17 protein-coding genes and 2 pseudogenes are annotated in these 20,171 nt (G+C 73.5%); 9 read left to right on the plus strand and 10 right to left on the minus strand.

From position 1 onward, the window contains the following. Positions 1–2 precede the first annotated feature (2 nt). The 3 genes and pseudogenes from AB0O21_RS05835 to AB0O21_RS05845 all read left to right on the plus strand — a co-directional run bounded on the left by AB0O21_RS05835 (position 3) and on the right by AB0O21_RS05845 (position 3,277). Positions 3–559, plus strand: a pseudogene (locus AB0O21_RS05835) (DUF6629 family protein). Between the two features lie 91 nt (positions 560–650). After that, positions 651–2,300 (plus strand): GMC oxidoreductase, encoded by a 1,650-nt coding sequence (locus AB0O21_RS05840; protein WP_365166674.1) that lies wholly within the window; start codon positions 651–653, stop codon positions 2,298–2,300. A gap of 78 nt (positions 2,301–2,378) precedes the next feature. Next, positions 2,379–3,277, plus strand: a pseudogene (locus tag AB0O21_RS05845) (aminoglycoside phosphotransferase family protein). Positions 3,278–3,327: 50 nt separating this feature from the next. Here the strand turns inward: AB0O21_RS05845 and AB0O21_RS05850 are convergent. From AB0O21_RS05850 to AB0O21_RS05870, 5 genes are all read right to left on the minus strand, one after another. Beyond that, entirely contained in the window at positions 3,328–3,807 is a 480-nt protein-coding gene (locus tag AB0O21_RS05850) for a carboxymuconolactone decarboxylase family protein (RefSeq protein ID WP_365166676.1), read from the minus strand. Continuing rightward, a complete protein-coding gene (locus AB0O21_RS05855) occupies positions 3,804–4,886 on the minus strand; it encodes a dihydrodipicolinate reductase (RefSeq protein WP_365166678.1) in 1,083 nt (360 codons plus the stop codon). Before AB0O21_RS05855 ends, AB0O21_RS05850 begins: the two co-directional genes overlap by 4 nt. A gap of 70 nt (positions 4,887–4,956) precedes the next feature. Further along, a complete protein-coding gene (locus tag AB0O21_RS05860; protein WP_365166680.1) occupies positions 4,957–5,130 on the minus strand; it encodes a DUF6126 family protein in 174 nt (57 codons plus the stop codon). 17 nt (positions 5,131–5,147) lie between these two features. Beyond that, the gene (locus tag AB0O21_RS05865) at positions 5,148–5,816 is read right to left on the minus strand and encodes an XRE family transcriptional regulator (protein WP_365166682.1); all 669 of its coding nucleotides are present in this window, start codon (positions 5,814–5,816) and stop codon (positions 5,148–5,150) included. Positions 5,817–5,852: 36 nt separating this feature from the next. Next, complete coding sequence (locus AB0O21_RS05870; RefSeq protein ID WP_365166684.1) at positions 5,853–7,403, minus strand: ATP-dependent DNA ligase; 1,551 nt, start codon at positions 7,401–7,403, stop codon at positions 5,853–5,855. A gap of 171 nt (positions 7,404–7,574) precedes the next feature. On the opposite strand from AB0O21_RS05870, the gene AB0O21_RS05875 reads away from it, so the two are divergent. Together AB0O21_RS05875 and AB0O21_RS05880 are read left to right on the plus strand one after the other, a co-directional pair. Next, on the plus strand, positions 7,575–10,286 hold the full coding sequence (locus tag AB0O21_RS05875) for an alpha/beta fold hydrolase (RefSeq protein ID WP_365166686.1): 2,712 nt from the start codon (positions 7,575–7,577) through the stop codon (positions 10,284–10,286). Beyond that, positions 10,283–11,155 (plus strand): ABC transporter permease, encoded by an 873-nt coding sequence (locus tag AB0O21_RS05880; protein WP_365166688.1) that lies wholly within the window; start codon positions 10,283–10,285, stop codon positions 11,153–11,155. Before AB0O21_RS05875 ends, AB0O21_RS05880 begins: the two co-directional genes overlap by 4 nt. 28 nt (positions 11,156–11,183) lie before the next feature. On the opposite strand, the gene AB0O21_RS05885 is transcribed toward AB0O21_RS05880, so the two are convergent. Then, positions 11,184–12,161 (minus strand): D-2-hydroxyacid dehydrogenase family protein, encoded by a 978-nt coding sequence (locus AB0O21_RS05885; protein ID WP_365166690.1) that lies wholly within the window; start codon positions 12,159–12,161, stop codon positions 11,184–11,186. Continuing rightward, entirely contained in the window at positions 12,158–13,105 is a 948-nt protein-coding gene (locus tag AB0O21_RS05890) for an aldo/keto reductase (protein ID WP_365166693.1), read from the minus strand. The genes AB0O21_RS05885 and AB0O21_RS05890 overlap by 4 nt, the downstream gene beginning before the upstream one ends. 229 nt (positions 13,106–13,334) lie before the next feature. Here AB0O21_RS05890 and AB0O21_RS05895 point away from each other — a divergent pair, with 229 nt between their 5' ends. Then, positions 13,335–14,441: a substrate-binding domain-containing protein gene (locus AB0O21_RS05895; protein ID WP_365166695.1), complete on the plus strand. Its 1,107-nt coding sequence runs from the start codon at positions 13,335–13,337 to the stop codon at positions 14,439–14,441. 52 nt (positions 14,442–14,493) lie between these two features. On the opposite strand, the gene AB0O21_RS05900 is transcribed toward AB0O21_RS05895, so the two are convergent. Genes AB0O21_RS05900 through AB0O21_RS05910 form a run of 3 tightly spaced genes read right to left on the minus strand, consistent with a single transcriptional unit; the run spans position 14,494 to position 16,848 of the window. After that, entirely contained in the window at positions 14,494–14,928 is a 435-nt protein-coding gene (locus tag AB0O21_RS05900) for a hypothetical protein (RefSeq protein WP_365166698.1), read from the minus strand. A 55-nt stretch (positions 14,929–14,983) separates the two neighbouring features. Then, positions 14,984–15,775: a sugar phosphate isomerase/epimerase gene (locus tag AB0O21_RS05905; protein WP_365166700.1), complete on the minus strand. Its 792-nt coding sequence runs from the start codon at positions 15,773–15,775 to the stop codon at positions 14,984–14,986. Next, positions 15,772–16,848, minus strand: a complete 1,077-nt coding sequence (locus AB0O21_RS05910) for a LacI family DNA-binding transcriptional regulator (RefSeq protein WP_365166702.1) — start codon at positions 16,846–16,848, stop codon at positions 15,772–15,774. The genes AB0O21_RS05905 and AB0O21_RS05910 overlap by 4 nt, the downstream gene beginning before the upstream one ends. Positions 16,849–17,034: 186 nt before the next feature. Between AB0O21_RS05910 and AB0O21_RS05915 the strand changes: the two genes are divergently transcribed. From AB0O21_RS05915 to AB0O21_RS05925, 3 genes are read left to right on the plus strand one after another with little or no spacing between them, the layout of a single operon-like run. Further along, on the plus strand, positions 17,035–18,186 hold the full coding sequence (locus tag AB0O21_RS05915; RefSeq protein ID WP_365166704.1) for a Gfo/Idh/MocA family oxidoreductase: 1,152 nt from the start codon (positions 17,035–17,037) through the stop codon (positions 18,184–18,186). Further along, on the plus strand, positions 18,183–19,340 hold the full coding sequence (locus tag AB0O21_RS05920) for a dihydrodipicolinate synthase family protein (RefSeq protein ID WP_365166706.1): 1,158 nt from the start codon (positions 18,183–18,185) through the stop codon (positions 19,338–19,340). Before AB0O21_RS05915 ends, AB0O21_RS05920 begins: the two co-directional genes overlap by 4 nt. After that, entirely contained in the window at positions 19,337–20,170 is an 834-nt protein-coding gene (locus AB0O21_RS05925) for a sugar phosphate isomerase/epimerase family protein (protein WP_365166708.1), read from the plus strand. The genes AB0O21_RS05920 and AB0O21_RS05925 overlap by 4 nt, the downstream gene beginning before the upstream one ends. Position 20,171 lies beyond the last annotated feature (1 nt).

A 20,171-nucleotide genomic window follows, 5' to 3' on the forward strand; every position in this document is an offset into this window, starting at 1 on the left:
CCATGCGCTGGAGCGCGGAGGCGGATCTGGCGGCGGGCACGGTCATCGCCGCCGCCGGAGTGGTGTGCCTGGTACGGGTGCGGCGCGTCCGGGACCTGCCGCTGGCCGCGCTGCCACGCTGCTGGGCGCGCACCAGCTGGTGGAGGCCGCCGTCTGGGCGCCGTGGCGGCGGCCGTTCGCCCGCCGCCACGGCCTGGGCCGTGATCGCCCTCCCCGTGCTGCCCGTGTGGGTGCCGCTCGGGGTGCTGTGCTCTCGTACTGCCTGGCGACCGGGCCGGTGACCGCCGAGATCCGGGGTCACACCCTGGGCTACGGCGTGAAGGTTCCGTGGATGCCCCTGGTGCTGACGGGCTATCTGTTCGCCACGTTGGGCGCCCTGCTGCTCGCCGCGGACCGGCGGCTGCGGTTCCTCGGAGCGGTGCCGGCCGCCGGGGCATTGGCCTGCTCAGCGCTGTGGCGACTGGAATTCGCCTCCGCGTGGTGCGCCTTCGCGGCGGTCGCTTCCGTGCTGGTGCTGGGCTGGGTCGGGCGTCGGGAACCGGCTTCGTCTGTTACGTGATCGACCGAAAGTTACCTAGACGTATGTAGTGACTTCACACGAGGGCAGCAGTAGAACTCGTTCCCATTCCGCCGAGAGTGAGGAACGTCACATGAGTGACCGAGCCCTGCCCGGAAACGCTTCCCCTGGAATTTCGCGTCGTGGATTCATCGCTAGAACGAGTTCCATTCTCGGGGCGGTGACCCTCTCGGGCCACCTCGCCCCGGCTGAGGCTCAGGCCGCGGCCGGCGCCGCGGCCGCTCCCATCGAAAGCGGCGCCCACGTCCCGGCCCTGATCATCGGCACCGGTTACGGCGGCTCCGTCGCGGCGCTGCGCCTCGCGCAGGCGGGCGTCGACGTGCAGATGATCGAGATGGGCATGGACTGGGTCACCCCGGGGTCGGACGGCAAGGTCTTCCCGAAGGTGACCAGCCCGGACTACCGCTCGTTCTGGCTCCGCACCCGGACCAAGGCGCCGCTGAGCAACTTCCTCGGCTTCCCCATCGACAAGGACGTCCCCAAGTACACGGGCATCCTCGACGCCGAGGACTTCGCCGGCATCACGGTCTACCAGGGCCGCGGCGTCGGCGGCGGCTCGCTGGTCAACGGCGGGATGGCCGTCACGCCCAAGCGGGCCAACTTCCAGGCCGTCCTCCCCTCGGTCGACGCGGACGAGATGTACAACACGTACTACCCGCGGGCCAACGCCGGGCTCGGGGTCGGCATGATCGACCCCGCCTGGTTCGAGACGGCCGCCTGCTACCAGTTCTCCCGGGTCGGCCGGAAGCACGCCCAGCGTTCCGGCTTCGCGTGGACCTTCGTCCCCGACGTGTACGACTGGGACTACATGGAGCAGGAGGCCGCCGGCACCGTCCCCAAGTCGGCGCTCGACGGCGAGATCCTCTACGGCAACAACCACGGCAAGAAGTCCCTCGTACAGACCTACCTCGCCCAGGCGAGGGCCACGGGCAAGGTCTCCATCTCCGCCCTGCACAAGGTCACCACGGTCACCCCCACGACCGGCGGCGGCTACACGGTCGGCATCGACCAGCTCAACACCACCGGCGACACCGTGGCCACCAAGACGGTGACCGCGGACCGGGTGTTCTTCGCGGCCGGCAGCGTCGGCACCAGCAAGCTCCTGGTCAAGCTGAAGGCCACGGGCGCGCTGCCCGACCTCAACAGCGAGGTCGGCAAGGGCTGGGGCGACAACGGCAACGTCATGTGCGGCCGCGCCAACCACATGTGGGACCCGACCGGGAAGCTCCAGGCCACCATCCCCTGCTCCGGCATCGACAACTGGGACGCCGGCGGCGCGTTCGCCGAGGTGGCGCCGCTCCCCACCGGCATCGAGACGTACGCCTCGTTCTACCTGTCGATCACGAAGAACCCGAACCGCGCCGAGTTCAGCTGGAACGCCGCCACCGGCAAGGCCGACCTCAGCTGGCAGACGGCCTGGAAGCAGCCGTCGATCGACATGGCCAAGACCATCTTCGACAAGATCAACGCGAAGGAGGGCACGATCTACCGGACCGACCTGTTCGGCGGCAACAAGATCTGGAACGACACCCTCACCTACCACCCGCTCGGCGGCGCGGTCCTGAACAAGGCCACCGACAACTACGGGCGCCTGCACGGCTACACCGGCCTGTACGTGATCGACGGAGCGCTCATCCCCGGCAACACCAGCGTCAACCCGTTCGTCACGATCACGGCGCTCGCCGAACGCAACATCGAGAAGATCATCGCCACCGACCTGTAAGGGACGCCGGCGCGGATCCCGCGGGCCGCCGGAAAAGCGTTTGACGCCCCAGGGCGTCGGACGGTCGGATGGCGGCCCATGGGCACAGCACAGATGCACCCCGGACAGCACCCCATCGACGAGGACCTCGTACGGCGCCTGGTCGCCGGGCAGTTCCCCCGGTGGGCGGGGCTCCCGGTGGAGCGGTTCCCGTCCGGCGGCACGGTCAACGCCATGTACCGGCTGGGTGACGTCATGGTCGTACGGCTGCCCCTGGTGCGGGACGGAGCCGAGGACGTGGGGATGGAGCGGCACTGGCTGCCGCTCCTCGCGGCCCGGCTGCCCACGGCGATCCCCGAGGTGCTCGGCGCCGGGGAGCCCGCGGAAGGCTATCCCTGGCCCTGGTCGGTGTACCGGTGGCGGGCCGGGCAGACCCCGGTGGCGGGCGCGCTCGGGCAGCCCGTACGACTGGCCGAGGACCTGGCGGCCTTCGTGGCGGCCATGCGGGGCATCAGCCTGCCGGGGCGCCGAAGGCCCACCGCGGCGGGCCCCTCGCCGCGCTGGACGCGGCGACCTTGGCGGCGATCGAGCAGTTGCGGGGGCTGCCGGAGGAAGGCGTCGACTGCGATGCCGTGGCCGCAGTCTGGAAGAACGCGCTGCGGGCGCCGGAGTGGGACGGGCCCCCGGTGTGGCTGCACGCCGACCTGACGCCGGGCAACCTGCTCGTGGACGACGGCAGGCTGACCTCGGTGATCGACTTCGGGTGCACGGGCGTGGGCGATCCCGCCTGCGACCTGTTCCCCGCCTGGAACCTGCTCCCGGCCGACGCGCGGGAGGTGTTCCGCGAGGCGCTCGGCGTGGACCGGGCGACCTGGATCCGCGGCCGGGGCCGGACGCTCTCCCAGGCGCTCATCGCGCTGCCGTACTACCGCGACACGAACCCGGCCATGGCGCTGGGCGCCCGGCACGTGATCCGGGCGGTGCTGGAGGAGCTCTGAGCCCGTGGCCCCGTACCGCAGCCGCCGCGGCGGCTGCGGTACGACCCGCGTCAATGGCCGGGCAGCACGCACACGCTGTCGAGGCCGAGCACGTGGTTGAGCCGGCCGAAGGCCAGCCAGGAGCCGATGCTCATGGTCAGCTCCACGATCTCCAACTGGCTGTAGTGCGCGGTCATCCGGTCCCAGAACTCCTCGTCGAGCCCGTGGTGGTCCAGGGTGTACCGCTCGGCGTACTCCGCCGCCAGCCGGGTCCGGTCGTCGAAGGCCTCGGTGGTGCGCCACTCGGTGACCGCCTCCGAGAACTCCTCCTCGACCTTCTCGCCGTCCCGTTCCGTGCGCCAGTCGAGGCAGAACACACAGCCGTTGATCTGCGCGACCCGCAGTCGGGCCGCCTCGAACTCGCGCAGCCCCAGGGTGGTGTGGGCGTACACCGACAGCGAGAAGTTCGCCGCGGCCATGCCGATGCCGGGGACCATGTCCCCCCACACGTACTCGATGGGGTGCTGGCCTTCGGGGATGTCGATCCTCATGACTGCTTCCTTCCGAGTCTGCCGATGGCGGGGCGCAGCGGGACGTCGAGGGCGTCGTAGAGTCCGGGTTCCGCCTCGGTGAGCCAGTCGATGGCGCTCACCAGGCGGCCCACGGCGGTGGCGTTGCCGCCGGCCGAGCGGTTGTCGCCCTCGTCGGTGGCCTCGACGGTGACCTCGATGCGGGGGCGGCCCTCGATGACGACCCGGTGGGCGCCGTCGCCGCCGTCGGGCGGGGCCGGCCAGTCCGGTGCGCACGAGGCGTGGATACGGGTGACGTGCTCGATGACGATGCGGGGTTCGCCCTCGACGATGCCCTGCACCTCGAAGCGGATCGCCCCTTGGGTGCCGGCTTCGAACTCGCCCATGGTGCGGGTGGTCACGGTGGTGTCGAGCGGTCGGCGCTCCGAGGTTTCGCGGATCTCGTCGAGTTCGACGCCGAGGGCCCGGGCCATCATCCTGATCTGCCCGCCCCACACCATGGTCGGGATGGCGGGCATGAGCATCATCGGTTCGTAGTCCATGGGCTGGCCCATGCCGACGAGGTAGCGGACGGAGTCCGGCTGGTCGTAGGTGGAGTAGTCGAATATCTCCTGGCAGCGGATGGCGTCGATGGTGGTGCCCAGTCCGCTGAGCAGGAGCGGGAGGACGTCGTTGCCCCAGCCGGGGTCGACACCGGAGGCGAAGAGCGAGCCTCCGCCCTCGGCGATGGCGGCCAGGACCGGGTCGCGGAACTCCGGTGGGGCGCTGCGGTGGTCGTAGAGCGGGTACAGGGCGGGACTGACGACGACGGCCCCGGACCTGATGGCCCGGGTGATGTCGGCGAGTGCGTCGTCGGGGCGGACGTCGCCGGAGGCGGCGTACACCACGGCGCGGGGGCGGGCGGCCAGTACGGCCTCGATGTCGTCGGTGGCCGCCACCCCCAACGGGTGGGGGAGTCCGCCGAGTTCGCCCGCGTCGCGGCCGACCTTGGCCGGGTCGTGGACGATGACGGCGGTGAGCTCCAGCGCGGGATGGGCCTCGACGGCACGAATGGCCAAACGGCCGACGTTGCCGGTGCCCCAGACAACCGTGGGAATCATGCGCGGAGGGTAGCCACAGGACCTGCACGTTTCCAGAGTCGTGCGGCATGCGGTCACACGCCCCGCGGCGTCACTGGTTCTGGGCGCCCAGGACGAAGAGGAGGTAGACGAAGAAGGCGAAGAGGTGGCCGACGAACAGGTAGGCGATCAGCCGGATGACGAGGCCGCGCGGGAACTTCGCTTCGATGCGGGACCGCATGGTCGCGGGGGTCACGGCGGTCACCCCGATCTCTTCTTGGGACATGGGTACGGCTCCTCGGCTCATCGGTGGTGCGTGGACGTGGCGGACCCGCCGAGGCACAGCCCGGCGAGGCTGCTCTGCAGCAGCGTGTGGACGAACAGCAGCTCCGCCCCGCCCGCCGAGGCCGCGCCGATCCGGTGCGGGGTGAGGGAGTCGAAGTGGGCGCTGTCCCCCGGTTCGAGGAGGTACTCGGCCTCGCCCAGGTGCAGGCGCAGCCGCCCGTCGAGCACGTACAGCCATTCCTCGCCGGGATGTACGCGGACCAGCTCGCCCTGGCTGCGGCCGTGGGGGACGTGCACGCGCAGGGCCTGCATCCCGCGCCCGGAGCCGCCGGCCTGCCAGTAGGTCCACCCGTCGGCCTCGCGGGCGCCCGGGCCGCCGGCCCGTACGATGGGATCGGCGACGGCGGGGGTCTCGCCGAGCAGCTCGGAGACCGTGGTGCCGTAGGTGCGCGCGAGTCCGAGCAGGAGCGGCAGCGAAGGCTGGCGGCGGCCGGTCTCCAGGCGGGACAGGTGGGCGGGCGAGAGCCGGGCCCGGGCGGCGGCGGCTTCCAGGGTGAGGCCGGCGCGCCGGCGCAGCTCGCGCAGTTGCGGGGCGACGGCGGGCAGCTCGTCGGGCGCCTCTTCGGGACCGGGGGCGGGTCCGGGGGCGGGACCGGGGGCGGGACCGGGGGCAGGACCGGGTGTCATGCCCCGATTGAGCCAGATGCTTGCCTGCTTGGCAATCTAACGTGCCTCTGAGGCAAAACCGCCGCCTCCTCCCAGCACCCTCTCCACCGTGTCCGCCTGCTCCGCGCTCTTGTCCGGGCGGTGCCTGAGCACCCGCGCGAAGCGCAGGGCCACCCCCGCCGGGTAGCGCGGGGAGCGCTGGAGGCCGTCGTAGGCGATCTCCACGACCAGTTCGGGCCGCACCCGCACGGTGAAACCGTCGTCCGAGATGGCGAGGGCGCGCAGGGCTCCGGTCTGCCAGCGCAGCATCTCGTCGGTGAGCCCCTTGAAGGTCTTGCCGAGCATGGCGTACGTGCCGTCGGCGGCCCGCGCGCCCAGGTGCAGGTTCGACAGCAGGCCGGTGCGCCGCCCGTGGCCCCATTCGGCGGCGAGGACCACCAGGTCGAGGGTGTGCACGGGTTTCACCTTCAGCCAGTGTTTGCCGCGCCGGCCGGCCGCGTAGGAGGAGTCGAGGGCCTTGACCATGACGCCCTCGTGGCCGCGGCGCAGGGTCTCGGCCCGGAACTCCTCGGCCTCGGCCGCCTGCGCCACCGGGTCCTCCACCACGAGCCGGCGGACCCGGGCGTGCTCGGGCACGAGGGCGGCGAGGGCCTCGTACCGTGCGCGGACCGGGAGGTCGAGCAGCACGTCCTCGCCGACGGCCAGGACGTCGAAGAAGCAGGGGACGACCGGGAGCGCCTGCCGGGCCGCCGCGACGTCCACGCGGGAGCCGACCCGGCTCGCGATGTCCTGGAAGGGGACCGGCCGGCCGTCCGCGGCCAGCCCGATGACCTCCCCGTCGAGGATGAACCGCTCCCCCGGCAGCGCCCGGGCGAGTTCCGCCACCTCGGGCAGCCGGTCCGTGATCTCGTCGAGGGAGCGCGTGTACACCCGTACGTCGGCACCCTCGCGGTGCACTTGGACCCGGATCCCGTCGAGCTTCTCCTCCACCGCACAGGGCCCGAGCGCCTCCAGCGCCTCGGCGAGGGACCCGGCGGTGTTCGCCAGCATCGGCTGGACGGGCTGCCCGACGCGCAGGGTGAACCCGCCCAGCGCCTCCGCGCCGCCGGCCAGCACGGCCTGCGCGACCCGGGGCAGCGAGCCGTCGAGCATCACCGCGCGGCCCAGGGCGGCGGCCGGCACCCCGGCGGCCGCGGCCACGCCCTCCAGGGCGACCGCGTCCAGCGCGCCCTGGCGCACCTCCCCGGAGAGCAGGCTGCGCAGGAACGCCTGCTCGGCCCCGGTGGCCGCGCCCAGCAGCGCGCCGAGGATCCGGCGCCGCTCCGCCTGCGACCCGGTGCCCTTGGCGGCGGCGAGCTCGGTGACCGCCGCGTCGACGGCGGGCACCGTGAGCGTGGGCTCCTGCGCGGGCGGGACCTCCTGGGCCAGGGCGCGCCAGCCGATGCCCGGGCGGCCCTGCGGGAGGCGCCCGGCGAGGTACGCGATCACCAGTCCGGCCTCCTCGGGCGGCGCGGCGGCGAAGAGTTCCGCGAGCAGGGCGGTCTTGCGGGAGCGGGCGGAGGTGTCGGCGACCTCCCGGGACACGCGCGCGAGCTCGGCCAGCAGCATGCGGCCATCCTCCCGCCGCGGGGCGCGGGGCGCAGGTCGGAACAGCTCGGCAGCGGTCGCGCGGATACCGCAGGCGCGGTACACGGAGCGGTCGGCGTACTCCTCGAGAAGTGCCGGACATCCCCCTTCGGGCGCTCGGGCGCGGGGCACCCGGGCGTCTAGGGTTCCCATATGAAGCTCCGATTGCCCCGGCACCGCCGAGACCGCCTGCTGGCGGGCGCCGCAGCCTTCGCCGTCGTCGCGGGAGCCGGCACCTGGTCGGTGGCGGGCGGCGGCGACCAGCCGACCGTGCGCCGCCAGGACCAGGTGCTGAAGATGCCCGGCCGGCAGGCGCCCGATGTCGGGATCGACATCTCGTACTTCACCACCGACGGCGGGGAGAAACGTCCCGCCGTCCTCCTGGGGCACGGCTTCGGGGGCAGCAAGGACGATGTCCGCGAGCAGGCCGAGGGGTTGGCCCGGGACGGGTACGCCGTGCTGACCTGGTCGGCGCGCGGCTTCGGCCGTTCCGGCGGCGAGATCGGGCTGAACGACCCCGACTACGAGGTCAAGGACGTCTCGCGGCTCGTCGACTGGCTGGCGGCCCGCCCGGAGGTGCTCCTCGACGCGGACGGCGATCCGCGCGTCGGCGTCTCCGGAGCCTCCTACGGCGGTGCCGTCTCGCTGCTCGCCGCCGGCCACGACCGGCGGGTGGACGCCATCGCCCCGCAGATCACCTACTGGAACCTCGCGGACTCCCTCTTCCCCCAGGGCGTGTTCAAGAAGCTGTGGTCCGGCATCTTCTTCACCACCGGCTCCGCCGGCGGGATGCAGCAGCAGGCGGGTCCGCAGCGGGAGGGGCCGCAGCGGGAGGCTCCCCCGGCCCCCGGCTGCGGCCGGTTCCAGCCCGAGCTGTGCGCCATGTACGAGCGCGTCGCGACGGCCGGGAAGCCCGACCCCGAGGCCCGCGCCCTGCTGGAACAGCGCAGTCCGTCGGCCGTGGGCGCCAGGATCAAGGTGCCGACGCTGATCGTGCAGGGCCAGGACGACTCCCTGTTCCCGCTGGACCAGGCCGACGCCATGGCCAAGGCCATTGCGGCGAACGGTGCGCCCGTCTCCGTGGACTGGGCGGCCGGCGGCCACGACGGGGGCATGCGCGAGGCGGACCGGGCCGAGGACCGGGTCGCATCGTGGTTCGACCGCCACCTCAAGGGGGACGCGGGCGCGGACACCGGCCCGGTGTTCCGGGTCTCGCGCTCCGGCGGCATCGACTCCACCGACGGCCGGGTGCAGCTGCGCGGCGCGAGCGGCGGGCAGTACCCCGGGCTGGCCTCCGGCCCGCGGGAGTTCGCGCTGGCCGGGCGCGAGCAGACCTTCGCCAATCCCGCGGGCGGGGCTCCTCCCGCCCTGTCCTCGCTACCCGGCATCGGCGGGCAGCTCGCCGCCTTCGGGGCCGGGCTCTCACTGGACTTCCCCGGCCAGCACGCCCGGTTCGAGTCGGAGCCGCTGACGCGCGAGGTGCGCATCACGGGCACGCCGACCGTCACCCTGAACGTGAGGTCGACGGCTGCCGACGGATCGGCCGTCCTGTTCGGCAAGGTGTACGACGTCGGGCCGGACGGGCGTCAGCAGGTGCTGCCCAGTCAGCTGGTCGCCCCGGTACGAGTGGAGAACGCGCAGCAGGGCGTGGACGTCGAGCTGCGGCTGCCCGCGATCGACCACGCCGTGGAGGCCGGGCACCGGCTGCGGCTGGTGGTCGCCGCGACCGACCTCGGCTACGCGACCCCGGCCGCGCCGGCGACGTACACGGTCGCGGCACGCAGCGCCCTGACCGTCCCCGAGGCGCCCGGAGTACGGACCTCGGCGGCCGGGCTGCCCGCCTGGACGTGGGGGCTGCCGCTGGGCGCCGCCGCGCTGGCCGCGGCGCTGCTCGGGATCCGCAGGACGGGGCGGCGGCCCGCGGCGGCGCAGCCGGAGGCCGCGCCGGCCGACGTACCGCTGGAGATCACGGGACTGACGAAGCGGTACGCGAAGGCGCAGGACCGGTACGCGGTGCGGGACCTTTCCTTCCGGGTGGAGAAGGGGCAGGTGCTGGGGCTGCTCGGGCCCAACGGGGCCGGGAAGACCACCACCCTGCGGATGCTGATGGGGCTGATCTCGCCGGACGCCGGGGAGATCCGGGTGTTCGGGCACGCGGTGCGGGCCGGGGCGCCGGTGCTGTCGCGGGTCGGGGCCTTCGTGGAGGGCGCGGGTTTCCTTCCGCACCTGACCGGGCGCGCCAACCTGGAGCTGTACTGGCAGGCCACCGGACGGCCCGCCGAGGACGCGCACATGGCGGAGGCCCTGGAGATCGCCGGGCTCGGCGACGCGCTGGAGCGGGCGGTGCGCACGTACTCGCAGGGCATGCGCCAGCGGCTCGCGATCGCGCAGGCCATGCTCGGGCTGCCGGACCTGCTGATCCTCGACGAGCCGACGAACGGTCTGGACCCGCCGCAGATCAGGGAGATGCGGGACGTGATGATCCGCTACGCGGCGGGCGGCCGGACGGTCATCGTCTCCAGCCACCTGCTGTCGGAGGTGGAGCAGTCCTGCACGCACCTGGTGGTCATGGACCGCGGGCGGCGGGTGGCGGCGGGCGAGGTCGCCGAGATCACGGGCGGCGGTGACACGCTGCTGGTGACGCTGGCGGAGCCGGTGGACGAGGCGGCGGTCGAGAAGGTCGCGACGCTGGAGGGAGTGGGTTCGGTGGCGGCCACCGATGACGGGCTGCTCGTAAGGCTGGAAGGCGCGACGGCCGCGGGGCTGATCGCGGAACTCGTACGGCTGGAGGTGCCGGTGGCCGGAGTGGGACCGCACCGGCGACTGGAGGACGCGTTCCTCACCCTGATCGGAGGTCCGGCATGACGGCCGCGAGCGTGATGCAAGAGGTGGCTCCGGGCTACCGGGCGAGCCGTACGCTGCCGCTCCGCGTGGAGGCGCTGAGGCAGTGGCGCCGGCGGCGGACGCTGGTGATGGGCGGGGTGCTGGCCGCGCTGCCGTTCATCCTGATGATCGCGTTCGCGGTGGGTGGCGGACCGGGCAGCCGGGGCGGCGGTGACGGCCGGATCACCCTGATCGACACGGCCACGGCTTCGGCCGCGAACTTCGCCGCGACCTGCCTGTTCGTCTCGGCCGGCTTCCTGCTGGTAGTGCCGGTGGCGCTGTTCTGCGGGGACACGGTGGCCTCGGAGGCGAGCTGGTCCTCGCTGCGCTACCTGCTGGCCTCGCCCGTGCCGAGGGCACGGCTGCTGTGGAGCAAGCTGGTCGTGGCGCTCGGCTTCAGCCTGGCGGCGATGGTGCTGCTGCCGGTGGTGGCCCTCGCCGTGGGAACGGCCGCGTACGGGTGGGGGCCGCTGCAGCTCCCGGCGGGCGGGGCGCTGCCGGCCGGGGACACGGTGCCGAGGCTCGCGCTCGCGGTGGCCTTCGTCTTCGTCTCGCAGCTGGTGACGGCGGGGCTGGCGTTCTGGCTGTCCACGCGGACGGACGCGCCGCTGGGCGCGGTGGGCGGGGCGGTCGGGCTGACGATCGTCGGCAACGTACTGGACGCGGTGACCGCGCTCGGCTCGTGGCGCGAGTTCCTGCCGGCGCACTGGCAGTTCGCATGGGCGGACGCCTTGCAGCCGCAGCTGGAGTGGGGCGGGATGATCAAGGGCGCGGCGGTGTCGGTGTCGTACGCGCTGGTGCTGTTCGCCCTGGCGTTCCGTGGGTTCTCCCGCAAGGACATCGTGTCGTGAGTGTCGCGAGCGGGAGAACCGTCCGGTCCTAGCCGAGTACGCGTACGGGTGAGCCGTCGAGGAACGCGATGACGTCCTCGACGGCTTCGCCGTAGTACGTGGCGTAGTTGGACCGGGTCACATAGCCCAGGTGCGGGGTGGCGAGCAGCCGCGGCGCGGTCCGCAGGGGGTGGTCGGCGGGCAGCGGCTCGATGTCGAAGACGTCGAGGCCCGCGCCCGCGATCCGGCCCGCGTGCAGGGCTTCGAGGAGTGCCCGCTGGTCGACGATGGCGGCCCGGGAGGTGTTGACCAGGTACGCGGTCGGCCGCATCAGGGCCAGCTCGGCCGCGCCGATGAGGCCGCGGCTGCGCTCGCCGAGCGCGAGGTGGACGGAGACGAAGTCGCTGCTGGCGAGGAGCTCCTCCTTGGAGGGCGCGAGGGCGACCCCCACCTCGTCGGCCCGTTCCTTGGTGAGGTTGCCGCTCCAGGCCACCACGTCCATGCCGAAGGCGAGCCCGACCTGGGCGACCTTGCTGCCGATCTTGCCGAGGCCGAGCAGTCCGAGCCGCCGCCCGTGCAGGTCCGCGCCGACCGTCTGCTGCCAGGGGCCGCCGTCGCGGAGGGCGGCGGACTCCTGGACCAGGCCGCGGGCCAGGCCGAGCAGCAGGGCCCAGGTCAGTTCCACGGGCGGGGTGGAGGAGCTGGCGGTGCCGCAGACGGTCACGCCGGCCCGTGCGGCGGCCGCGTAGTCGATCACGCTGTTGCGCATGCCGGAGGCGATGAGGAGGCGGAGGCGCGGCAGCCGGTCGAGCAGCGAGCCGGGGAAGGGCACGCGTTCGCGCAGGGTGACGACGATGTCGAAGCCTGCCAGCCGGGCGGCGAGTTCGTCCTCGTCGTCCGTGTGATCGGGGAAGCTCACCACCTCGACGCGGCCGGCGAGCGGCGACCAGTCGGCGGCGGTGGCGCCGACGCTCTGGAAGTCGTCGAGGAGCGCGCAGCGCAGCGGCGGGCGGGCGGTGGCGGTCATGCGGCGGCCGGGGCGATGGCGTCGATCTCGGCGACCAGCTCGGCGTCCAGTGGGCGGTCGGCGACGGCGGCGTTGGCGCGCACCTGCTCGGCGGAGGTGGCTCCGGCGATGACGGAGGCGCAGCCGGGCTGGGCGCCGAGCCAGCCGATGGCCAGTTCGAGGATGCTGCGGCCGTGCTTCTCGGCGAGGGCGGCGAGCGCTTCGACCACGTCGAGGCGCTGCTCGGTGAGGTAGGTGTCGCGGCCTTCGAGGCGGGAGCCGGCCGGTACGGGTGCGCCCCGGCGGATCTTGCCGGTCAGCAGGCCGTTGGCGAGCGGGAAGTACGGGAGCACACCGACGCCGTAGTGCAGGGCGGCGGGGACCAGTTCGCGTTCTGCCGACCGCTCCAGCAGCGACCACTGGTTCTGCGCCGATACGAAGGGTGCCGCGCCGGTCTCGCGGGCGACGTGGGCGGCTTCGGCGAGCTGCCAGCCGCTGAGGTTGGAGTGGCCGATGTAGCGGACCTTGCCCTCGGTGACGAGCTCGGTGAGCGCGGCCAGGGTCTCGGCGATCGGAGTGGCCGGGTCGGGGCTGTGCAGCTGGTAGAGGTCGATGTGGTCCGTGTCGAGGCGGCGCAGGGACTCCTCGACGGCCCGCCGGATGTAGGCGCGGCCGCCGCGGGCTCCGGCGGCGGGCCCGTACTTCATGTCCATCCCGGCGAAGCCGAACTTGGTGGCCAGGACGACCTGGTCGCGGCGGCCCTTGAGGGCCTGGCCGAGGTGGCTCTCGGAGCCGCCGAGGCCGCCGTAGATGTCGGCGGTGTCGAGGAGGGTGATGCCCGCGTCGAGTGCGGCGTCGACCACGGCACGGGTGGCGCGGGCGTCGAGGCGGCCCCCGAAGTTGTTGCAGCCGAGGCCGACGGCGGAGACCTGAAGTCCTGAATTGCCCAGGGGGAGATGGCGCATGCGGTTCGTTCCTCCACGCTCGTCGGCTACCGGATCGATCAAGTGGTCAGTCTAGGCAGGCCGTTCCCGGTGGCGGCAGGGCGAGGCCCGGGGCGGTTCCGTAGTGAACGCGTCGAGCACCCCAGCCGTGACGAAGTTGATCGGAAACGATCGTATCGATCGCATCGATTCCCTATGATGGTGCGTACCGACTCGCGGCAGCGGACCGTCACCACGTCAGGGGGACCACGTGAGACCACATGTAGACCAGCGTCAGGCGCGGGTGCGCGAGCTCGTGCGGGCCCGGGGCAGCGTGCGCGTGGCGGAGCTGGCCCAGGAGCTCGGCATCTCCCCCGTCACCCTGCGCCGGGACATCGAGGCGATGGCGGCCCGGGGTGAGATCCACCGGATGCACGGGGTGATCGGCCGGGTGGAGCCGGGGCGCACGCCAACCGCCGCGTCCGCGCCGGCGACGACCCCGGCACCGGTTCCGGCCGGGCGCGGGGGCGAGGGCCTGGTGGTCGGGATGGTGGTTCCGACGACCGAGTACTACTACGCCGACGTCGTGCGCGGCGCCCGCGAGGCCGTCGAGGCGCGGGGGGCCCGGCTGACGGTCGGGCTGACGCGGTACCTGGCGGGCGAGGACCGGACGCAGGCGGACCGGCTGCTGTCCACCGGCGCGGACGGGCTGCTGCTGACGCCGAACTGGGAGGCCGGCTCGCCCGGGCCCGGCGAGGGCGCGTGGACGGCGGAACTGCCGGTTCCCACCGTGCTGGTGGAGCGGTGGGCGCCGCCGGGACACCCCGCGGCCGCCCTGGACCGGGTGGCCTCCGACCACGCGCACGGCGCGGCCCGGGCCGTGCAGCACCTGGTGGAGCTGGGCCACCGGCGGATCGCCCTCGCCAGCCGGTCGACCCCGACCTCGGCCCGGCTCCGGGCGGGCTACGAGGCGGCCGTGGCCGCGCTCGGACTGGAGCCGGCACCGGACTGGCCGGTGGCCGGGCCGGACCCGCTGTCCGAGGCGGACCTGTTCGCGCGGACGCTGGACTACCTGTGCGACGCGGTGGCGAAGCACGGGGTGACCGCCGCCCTGATCCACAGCGACACCGACGCGATCATGCTGATCCCGCGGCTCCAGGCGCGGGGCGTGCGGGTGCCGGAGGACCTGGCCGTGATCACCTACGACGACGAGGTGGCCGGCATGGCCGACGTCCCGCTCTCGGCGGTGGCCCCGGCCAAGCACGAGGTGGGCGCACGCGCGGCGGCCCTGCTACTGGACCGCCTGTCGCCCGCCACCCCACAGGACGCCCCCCGCCAACACCTGGAACTCCTCCCCCTCCTCACCATCCGCACGTAGGGTCGCGGATCGACGCGGCGGGGGCGCTGCGCATGCCGGCCGGACCCGACTTCTACGCGACCCAGCAGTACAAGCCGTGACCGAGCTCGCCCGCGCCGTGGGCGAGAGCGCCCAGACCGCTCAGCATCTCACCGGCCAACTCGGCATCGATCGGCTGCCCGTCCTCCGCCCGCTGCCGGGCCCACTCCACGGCTACGTCATGCAGCCGGGGCGGCTCCCCCTCGGCCAGGGCCCGCACCAAGCGGTCGGAGAGCGCGAAGACAACGCATGCGTCATCGTCCCCGCCCGCGACGATCCTCGGTTCGCCGGCCTCCAGCAGTTCCTCGAAACTGCCTCCGCCGAAGAGGCATTCCCACTCGACCACGGCCTCTTCGGGATCGACGTTGCCGAACGAGAGGGACGCGACGGCACGTCCCGGTCCGGTCCTGACGACGAGGGCGGCCGACGCATCGTCCGGTGCCACGAAGAACTTCACGATGGTGCTCACAAGAAGCATGATGCCGGACGGCTGGTAGGACGCCCCGGGCCGCCGGGGTCCGCGGCTACCCGGGCCGGCTCGCCAGCAGGCGCTCCAGGTACTCCCGGCCGCGGGTGAGCTGCGCCGGCAGTTCGGCGGCGGCGGGATACCACCGTTTCTCGTACTCCCAGCAGAGCCAGCCGTCGGGCGGCGCCGCCCGCACCGCCTCGGCGAGCGGGAGTGTCCCGGCGCCCAGGCCGAGCGGGGTGAGTTCCCGCGGCGACGCCACGTCCTTCACCTGTACGTAGCCCAGGTGCGGGCCAAGGGTGCGCAGGGACTCGGCCGGGGATTCGCCGCCCAGCCAGGTGTGCAGGACGTCCCACAGCGCGCCGGCGCCGGGGCGGGCGACCGCGTCGAGGACGCGGGCCGCCGCGGCGGCGGTGCGGTGGGAGTCGTGGGTCTCCAGCAGGATCCGCACGCCGTGGCGCTCGGCGAACGGCGCGGCTGCCCGCAGCCGGCGGACGGCGCGGGCGTCGGCGGCCGCCTCGGGCTGATCGCCGCCGCCGGGGAAGACGCGCACGTACGGGGCTTCCAGGTCGGCCGCGAGCCCGACCAGGCCCCGCAGTTCGGCGAGGACCGGCTCGTCCTCACCGGGGGCGGCCACCTGGGCGTAGCCCGCGATCCCGAGGGCGGTGATGCCGGCGGCGCCCAGGGTCCGCAGTCCGGCGGCGCGCTCGGCGGCCGGGGTGCCCGGGTGCAGGGGCTCCTCGGGGTGGGCGCGCAGTTCGAGGCCGTGGAACCCGTGGGACGCGGCGAGGGCCGCAGCGCGGTCGAGTGGGGTGCCGGGCAGGCCGAGCGTGGAGAAGGCGTACTTCACGGGCGGCCTCCGTCCGGCGGGGGCGGCGCGGTGGACGCCCGGACCATCAGCTCGGTGGGCAGCGTGGTGATCCCGCCCGGGGGCAGCGGCCGGCGGCCCGTGACCAGTTGGGCGGCGAGTACACCGGCCTCGCGCAGGGGCACGCGCACCGTGGTCAGCGCGGGGGCGGTGTCGACGCAGACCGGGAGGTCGTCGAAGCCCGCGACGGAGACGTCCTCGGGGATGCGTATGCCCGCTTCGCGCAGGGCGGCGGCGACTCCGGTGGCGACGGTGTCGTTGGCGGCGGCCACGGCGGTGAAGCGGGCCCCGCGGCGCAGGAGTTCGCGGGTGGCGTCATAACCCGCCGCGCGCTCGAAGCCGGCGTGCACGGTGAGCTCGGCGCAGGTCTCGGCCAGACCGGGGTCGTGCCGCACCAGGGCGGCGTGGTGTCCGGCCAGCCGCTCCCGGGTGGTACTCAGACCCGGCGGGCCGGCGATATAGGCGATCCGGCGGTGCCCGAGCGACAGCAGGTGCTCGGCGAGGCGGAAGGCGCCGCCGCGGTCGTCGAACATGACGGTGGCGACGGGCAGCCCGGCGGGCACCGGCAGCGGCGGCCGCCCGCACAGGACGACGGGGGCGCCGTTGGCCGCCGCCCGCGCGATGCGGGCGGCCAGTGCCGCGGTGTGCTCCGGCTCCTCGACGGCGCCGCCGGTGAGGACGAGGCCGCCCGCCCGCTGCCCCTCCAGCAGGACGAGGTAGGCCAGCTCGGCCTCGGGGACGCCCTCCGTGTTGCAGACGAAGGCGAGCCGGCGGGCGCCTCCCGTGCCGACGGGCGCCAGGGCGCTCTGCAGGGAACCGGCGAGGATCCCGAAGAAGCTGTCGGCCACGTCGTGGACGAGGACGCCGACGAGGTCGGAGGTGGCGGCCGCCAGTGCGCGGGCCGGGCCGTTCACCACGTAACCGAGGTCTTCTACGGCCTGCTCCACCCGGGTCCGGGTGGAACCGGCCACCGGGTACCCGCCGTTCAGTACGCGCGAGACCGTGGCGGGCGAAACACCCGCGTGTGCCGCGACCTCGGCGAGAGTCACCGCCATACCGCTCCCCCTCCTCTGCTGGTCCAGGGCCATCGTCTCATCCGGTCCGTGGACCTCCATGCTCCCAGAAAAAGAAAGCGCTTTCCGTCACTCGTTCGAGTCTTGCGCGGCGGAGAATCCCCGCCCTAGCCTGGCGAGAGTGAAAGCGCTTTCTGTGCTTTCTGTCATCGAATGGGGAGGGGCATCGTGGAGCGCAGGACGATCAAGATCGCCATGAACGGCGTCACCGGCCGCATGGGGTACCGGCAGCATCTGCTCCGGTCCCTGCTCGCCCTGCGCGTGCAGGGCGGCCTCGACCTGGGCGACGGCAGGGTGCTGTGGCCGGAGCCGGTGCTCGTGGGGCGCCGGGAGCCCGCCCTGCGGGCCATCGCCGAGCGGCATGGGCTGGAGCACGTCAGCACGGACCTCGCGGCCGTTCTCGCGGATCCCGAGGTGGAGATCTACTTCGACGCACAGGTCACCGGCGCCCGCGAGGCGGCCGTACGGCAGGCCATAGCGGCCGGCAAGCACGTCTACTGCGAGAAGCCGACGGCGCTGAGCTTCGAGGCCTCCCTGGAGCTGGCCCGGCTGGCCTCGGCCGCGGGGATCAAGCACGGCGTGGTCCAGGACAAGCTGTTCCTGCCGGGGCTGCTCAAGCTGAGGCGGCTGATCGAGGGCGGCTTCTTCGGCGAGATCCTGTCCGTACGGGGGGAGTTCGGCTACTGGGTCTTCGAGGGTGACTGGCAGCCCGCCCAGCGGCCCTCGTGGAACTACCGCTCGCAGGACGGCGGCGGCATCGTCGCCGACATGTTCCCGCACTGGGAGTACCTGCTCCACGAGCTGTTCGGCCGGGTGGAAACCGTGCAGGCGCTGCACCGCACCCACATCGGCCGCCGCTGGGACGAGGAGGGCAAGCCGTACGAGGCGACTGCGGACGACGCCGCCTACGGCATCTTCGAGCTGGAGGGCGGGGTGGTCGCCCAGATCAACTCCTCCTGGGCGGTCCGGGTCAACCGGGACGAGCTGGTGGAGTTCCAGGTGGACGGCACGCACGGGTCGGCCGTCGCCGGATTGCGCGGGTGCCGCATACAGCACCGCTCGGCGACCCCCAAGCCGGTGTGGAACCCGGACCTGCCGCAGACGGAGGCCTTCCGCTCGCAGTGGCAGGAGGTTCCGGACAACGAGCCCGCCGACAACGGCTTCAAGGCCCAGTGGGAGCTCTTCCTGCGGCACGTCGTACTGGACGAGCCCTGGCCGTGGGACCTGCTGGCCGGCGCGCGCGGGGTACAGCTCGCCGATCTCGGGCTGCGCTCCTCGGCCGAGGGACGTCGGCTCCCGGTGCCGGAGGTGACCCTGTGAGCATCCGGCTCCCCTCGGCGGACGGCACGTACCGCATGCACCGCCCGAACACCGATCCCCTCACACCGCTCGCCTGCGGCCCCGCCCGCAGCCGTGCCTTCTACTCGGCCGCGCACGTGGTCGCCGATCCGCTGGCCGCGTCGGCCGAGGCGGGTCCCGTGGTCGACTGGGAGGCCACGCTGGCCTTCCGGCGCCGGCTGTGGGCCCAGGGGCTCGGGGTCGCCGAGGCCATGGACACGGCGCAGCGGGGCATGGGCCTGGACTGGCCCACGGCCGCGGAGTTGATACGCCGTTCGGCGGCGGAGGCCCGGGAGGCAGGCGGCCGGATCGTCTGCGGCGCGGGCACCGACCAGCTCCCCGCCGACGGCGCGCATTCCCTGGCCGCGATCACCGCGGCGTACGAGGAGCAGCTCGCACACACCGAGGCGTGCGGGGCGGGCGCCGTCCTGATGGCTTCGCGGGCCCTGGCCGCCGCGGCCCGCGGCCCGGAGGACTATCTGGAGGTGTACGGCGGCCTGCTCCGGCAGAGCGCGCGGCCGGTCGTACTGCACTGGCTGGGGCCGATGTTCGATCCGGCGCTGGCCGGCTACTGGGGGCACGAAGACCTCGACGAGGCGACGGACGTGTTCCTGAAGGTGATCGCCGAGTGCCCGCAGAAGGTGGACGGGATCAAGGTCTCCTTGCTGGACGCGGACCGGGAGGTGGGCATACGGCGGCGCCTGCCCGCCGGGGTGCGCTGCTACACGGGCGATGACTACCACTACCCGGAACTCATCGCCGGGGATGGGGAGCTGGCCTGCGACGCGCTGCTGGGGATCTTCGACCCGATCGCACCGATCGCCGCGCGGGCCGCAATCGCGCTCGACCGGGACGACGTCACGGGCTTCCGGGAACTGCTGGATCCGACGGTCCCGCTGTCGAGACACCTGTTCGCACCTCCGACCCGGTTCTACAAGACCGGAGTGGTCCTGCTCGCCTGGCTGGCCGGGTACCAGGAGCACTTCACGATGGTGGGCGGTCTCCAGTCGGCCCGGTCGCTCCCGCACCTGGCGACCGCGTACGAACTCGCCGACGGGCTGGGGCTGTTCCCCGATCCGGAACTGGCCGAGGACCGGATGCGGCGGCTGCTGTCCGTACACGGGGTGGAATCGTGAGCACCTCTCCCGCACGGCTGAGCATCAATCAGGAGACGATACGCCAGTGGTCGCTGCCCGAGCTGGTCGCCGGGTGCACGGCGGCCGGGGTGGGCGCGGTCGGGCTCTGGCGCGATCCCGTCCGCCGGCACGGGGTGCGGGAGACCGCCGAGCTGGTCGCCGGAGCGGGGCTGCGCGTCAGCTCGCTGTGCCGGGGCGGCTTCTTCACCGCCGCGGATCCCGGCGGGCGGGCCGACGCGCTCGAGGACAACCGCCGGGCCGTCGAGGAGGCCGCCGAACTGGGCGCCGACACGCTGGTTCTGGTCTCGGGCGGGCTGCCGGAAGGCGACCGGGACCTGGTGGGGGCGCGCGGCCGGATCGCGGACATCCTCGGTGAGCTGGCGCCGTGGGCGGCCGGGCACGGGGTCCGGCTGGGCATCGAGCCGCTGCACCCGATGTACGCCTCGGACCGCTGCGTCGTCTCCACCCTCGGCCAGGCCCTCGACCTCGCCGAGCTCTTCCCCCCGGAGCAGGTCGGGGTGGTGGTGGACTCCTACCACCTGTGGTGGGACGAGCGGCTCCCCGCGGATCTGCGCCGGGCCGGCGAGGGCGGGCGCATCGTGTCGGTGCAGGTGGCGGACTGGGTGACGCCATTGCCGCAGGGCGTCCTGCTGGGGCGCGGGCAGCTGGGCGACGGGTCCATCGACCTCAGGGCCTTCCGGGAGCTGGCTGACGCGGCCGGCTACCGGGGCCGGGTGGAGGTGGAGATCTTCAATCCCGGGCTGTGGGCCCGGGACGGCGCGGAGGTACTGCGGGAGGTGATCGAGCGCTACCGCGAGCACGTGGACTGAG

The organism is Streptomyces sp. NPDC091371 (assembly GCF_040684275.1).
Taxonomy (GTDB): domain Bacteria; phylum Actinomycetota; class Actinomycetes; order Streptomycetales; family Streptomycetaceae; genus Streptomyces.

Excerpts from the sequence above, each read along its gene's own strand:
- AB0O21_RS05880 (WP_365166688.1), top strand. The coding sequence starts at position 10,283 with ATGACGGCCGCGAGCGTGATGCAAGAGGTGGCTCCGGGCTACCGGGCG.
- AB0O21_RS05865 (WP_365166682.1), bottom strand. The coding sequence starts at position 5,816 with ATGACACCCGGTCCTGCCCCCGGTCCCGCCCCCGGTCCCGCCCCCGGA.
- AB0O21_RS05885 (WP_365166690.1), bottom strand. The coding sequence starts at position 12,161 with ATGACCGCCACCGCCCGCCCGCCGCTGCGCTGCGCGCTCCTCGACGAC.
- AB0O21_RS05875 (WP_365166686.1), top strand. The coding sequence starts at position 7,575 with ATGAAGCTCCGATTGCCCCGGCACCGCCGAGACCGCCTGCTGGCGGGC.
- AB0O21_RS05870 (WP_365166684.1), bottom strand. The coding sequence starts at position 7,403 with ATGCTGCTGGCCGAGCTCGCGCGCGTGTCCCGGGAGGTCGCCGACACC.
- AB0O21_RS05840 (WP_365166674.1), top strand. The coding sequence starts at position 651 with ATGAGTGACCGAGCCCTGCCCGGAAACGCTTCCCCTGGAATTTCGCGT.
- AB0O21_RS05850 (WP_365166676.1), bottom strand. The coding sequence starts at position 3,807 with ATGAGGATCGACATCCCCGAAGGCCAGCACCCCATCGAGTACGTGTGG.
- AB0O21_RS05890 (WP_365166693.1), bottom strand. The coding sequence starts at position 13,105 with ATGCGCCATCTCCCCCTGGGCAATTCAGGACTTCAGGTCTCCGCCGTC.
- AB0O21_RS05855 (WP_365166678.1), bottom strand. The coding sequence starts at position 4,886 with ATGATTCCCACGGTTGTCTGGGGCACCGGCAACGTCGGCCGTTTGGCC.
- AB0O21_RS05860 (WP_365166680.1), bottom strand. The coding sequence starts at position 5,130 with ATGTCCCAAGAAGAGATCGGGGTGACCGCCGTGACCCCCGCGACCATG.
- AB0O21_RS05910 (WP_365166702.1), bottom strand. The coding sequence starts at position 16,848 with ATGGCGGTGACTCTCGCCGAGGTCGCGGCACACGCGGGTGTTTCGCCC.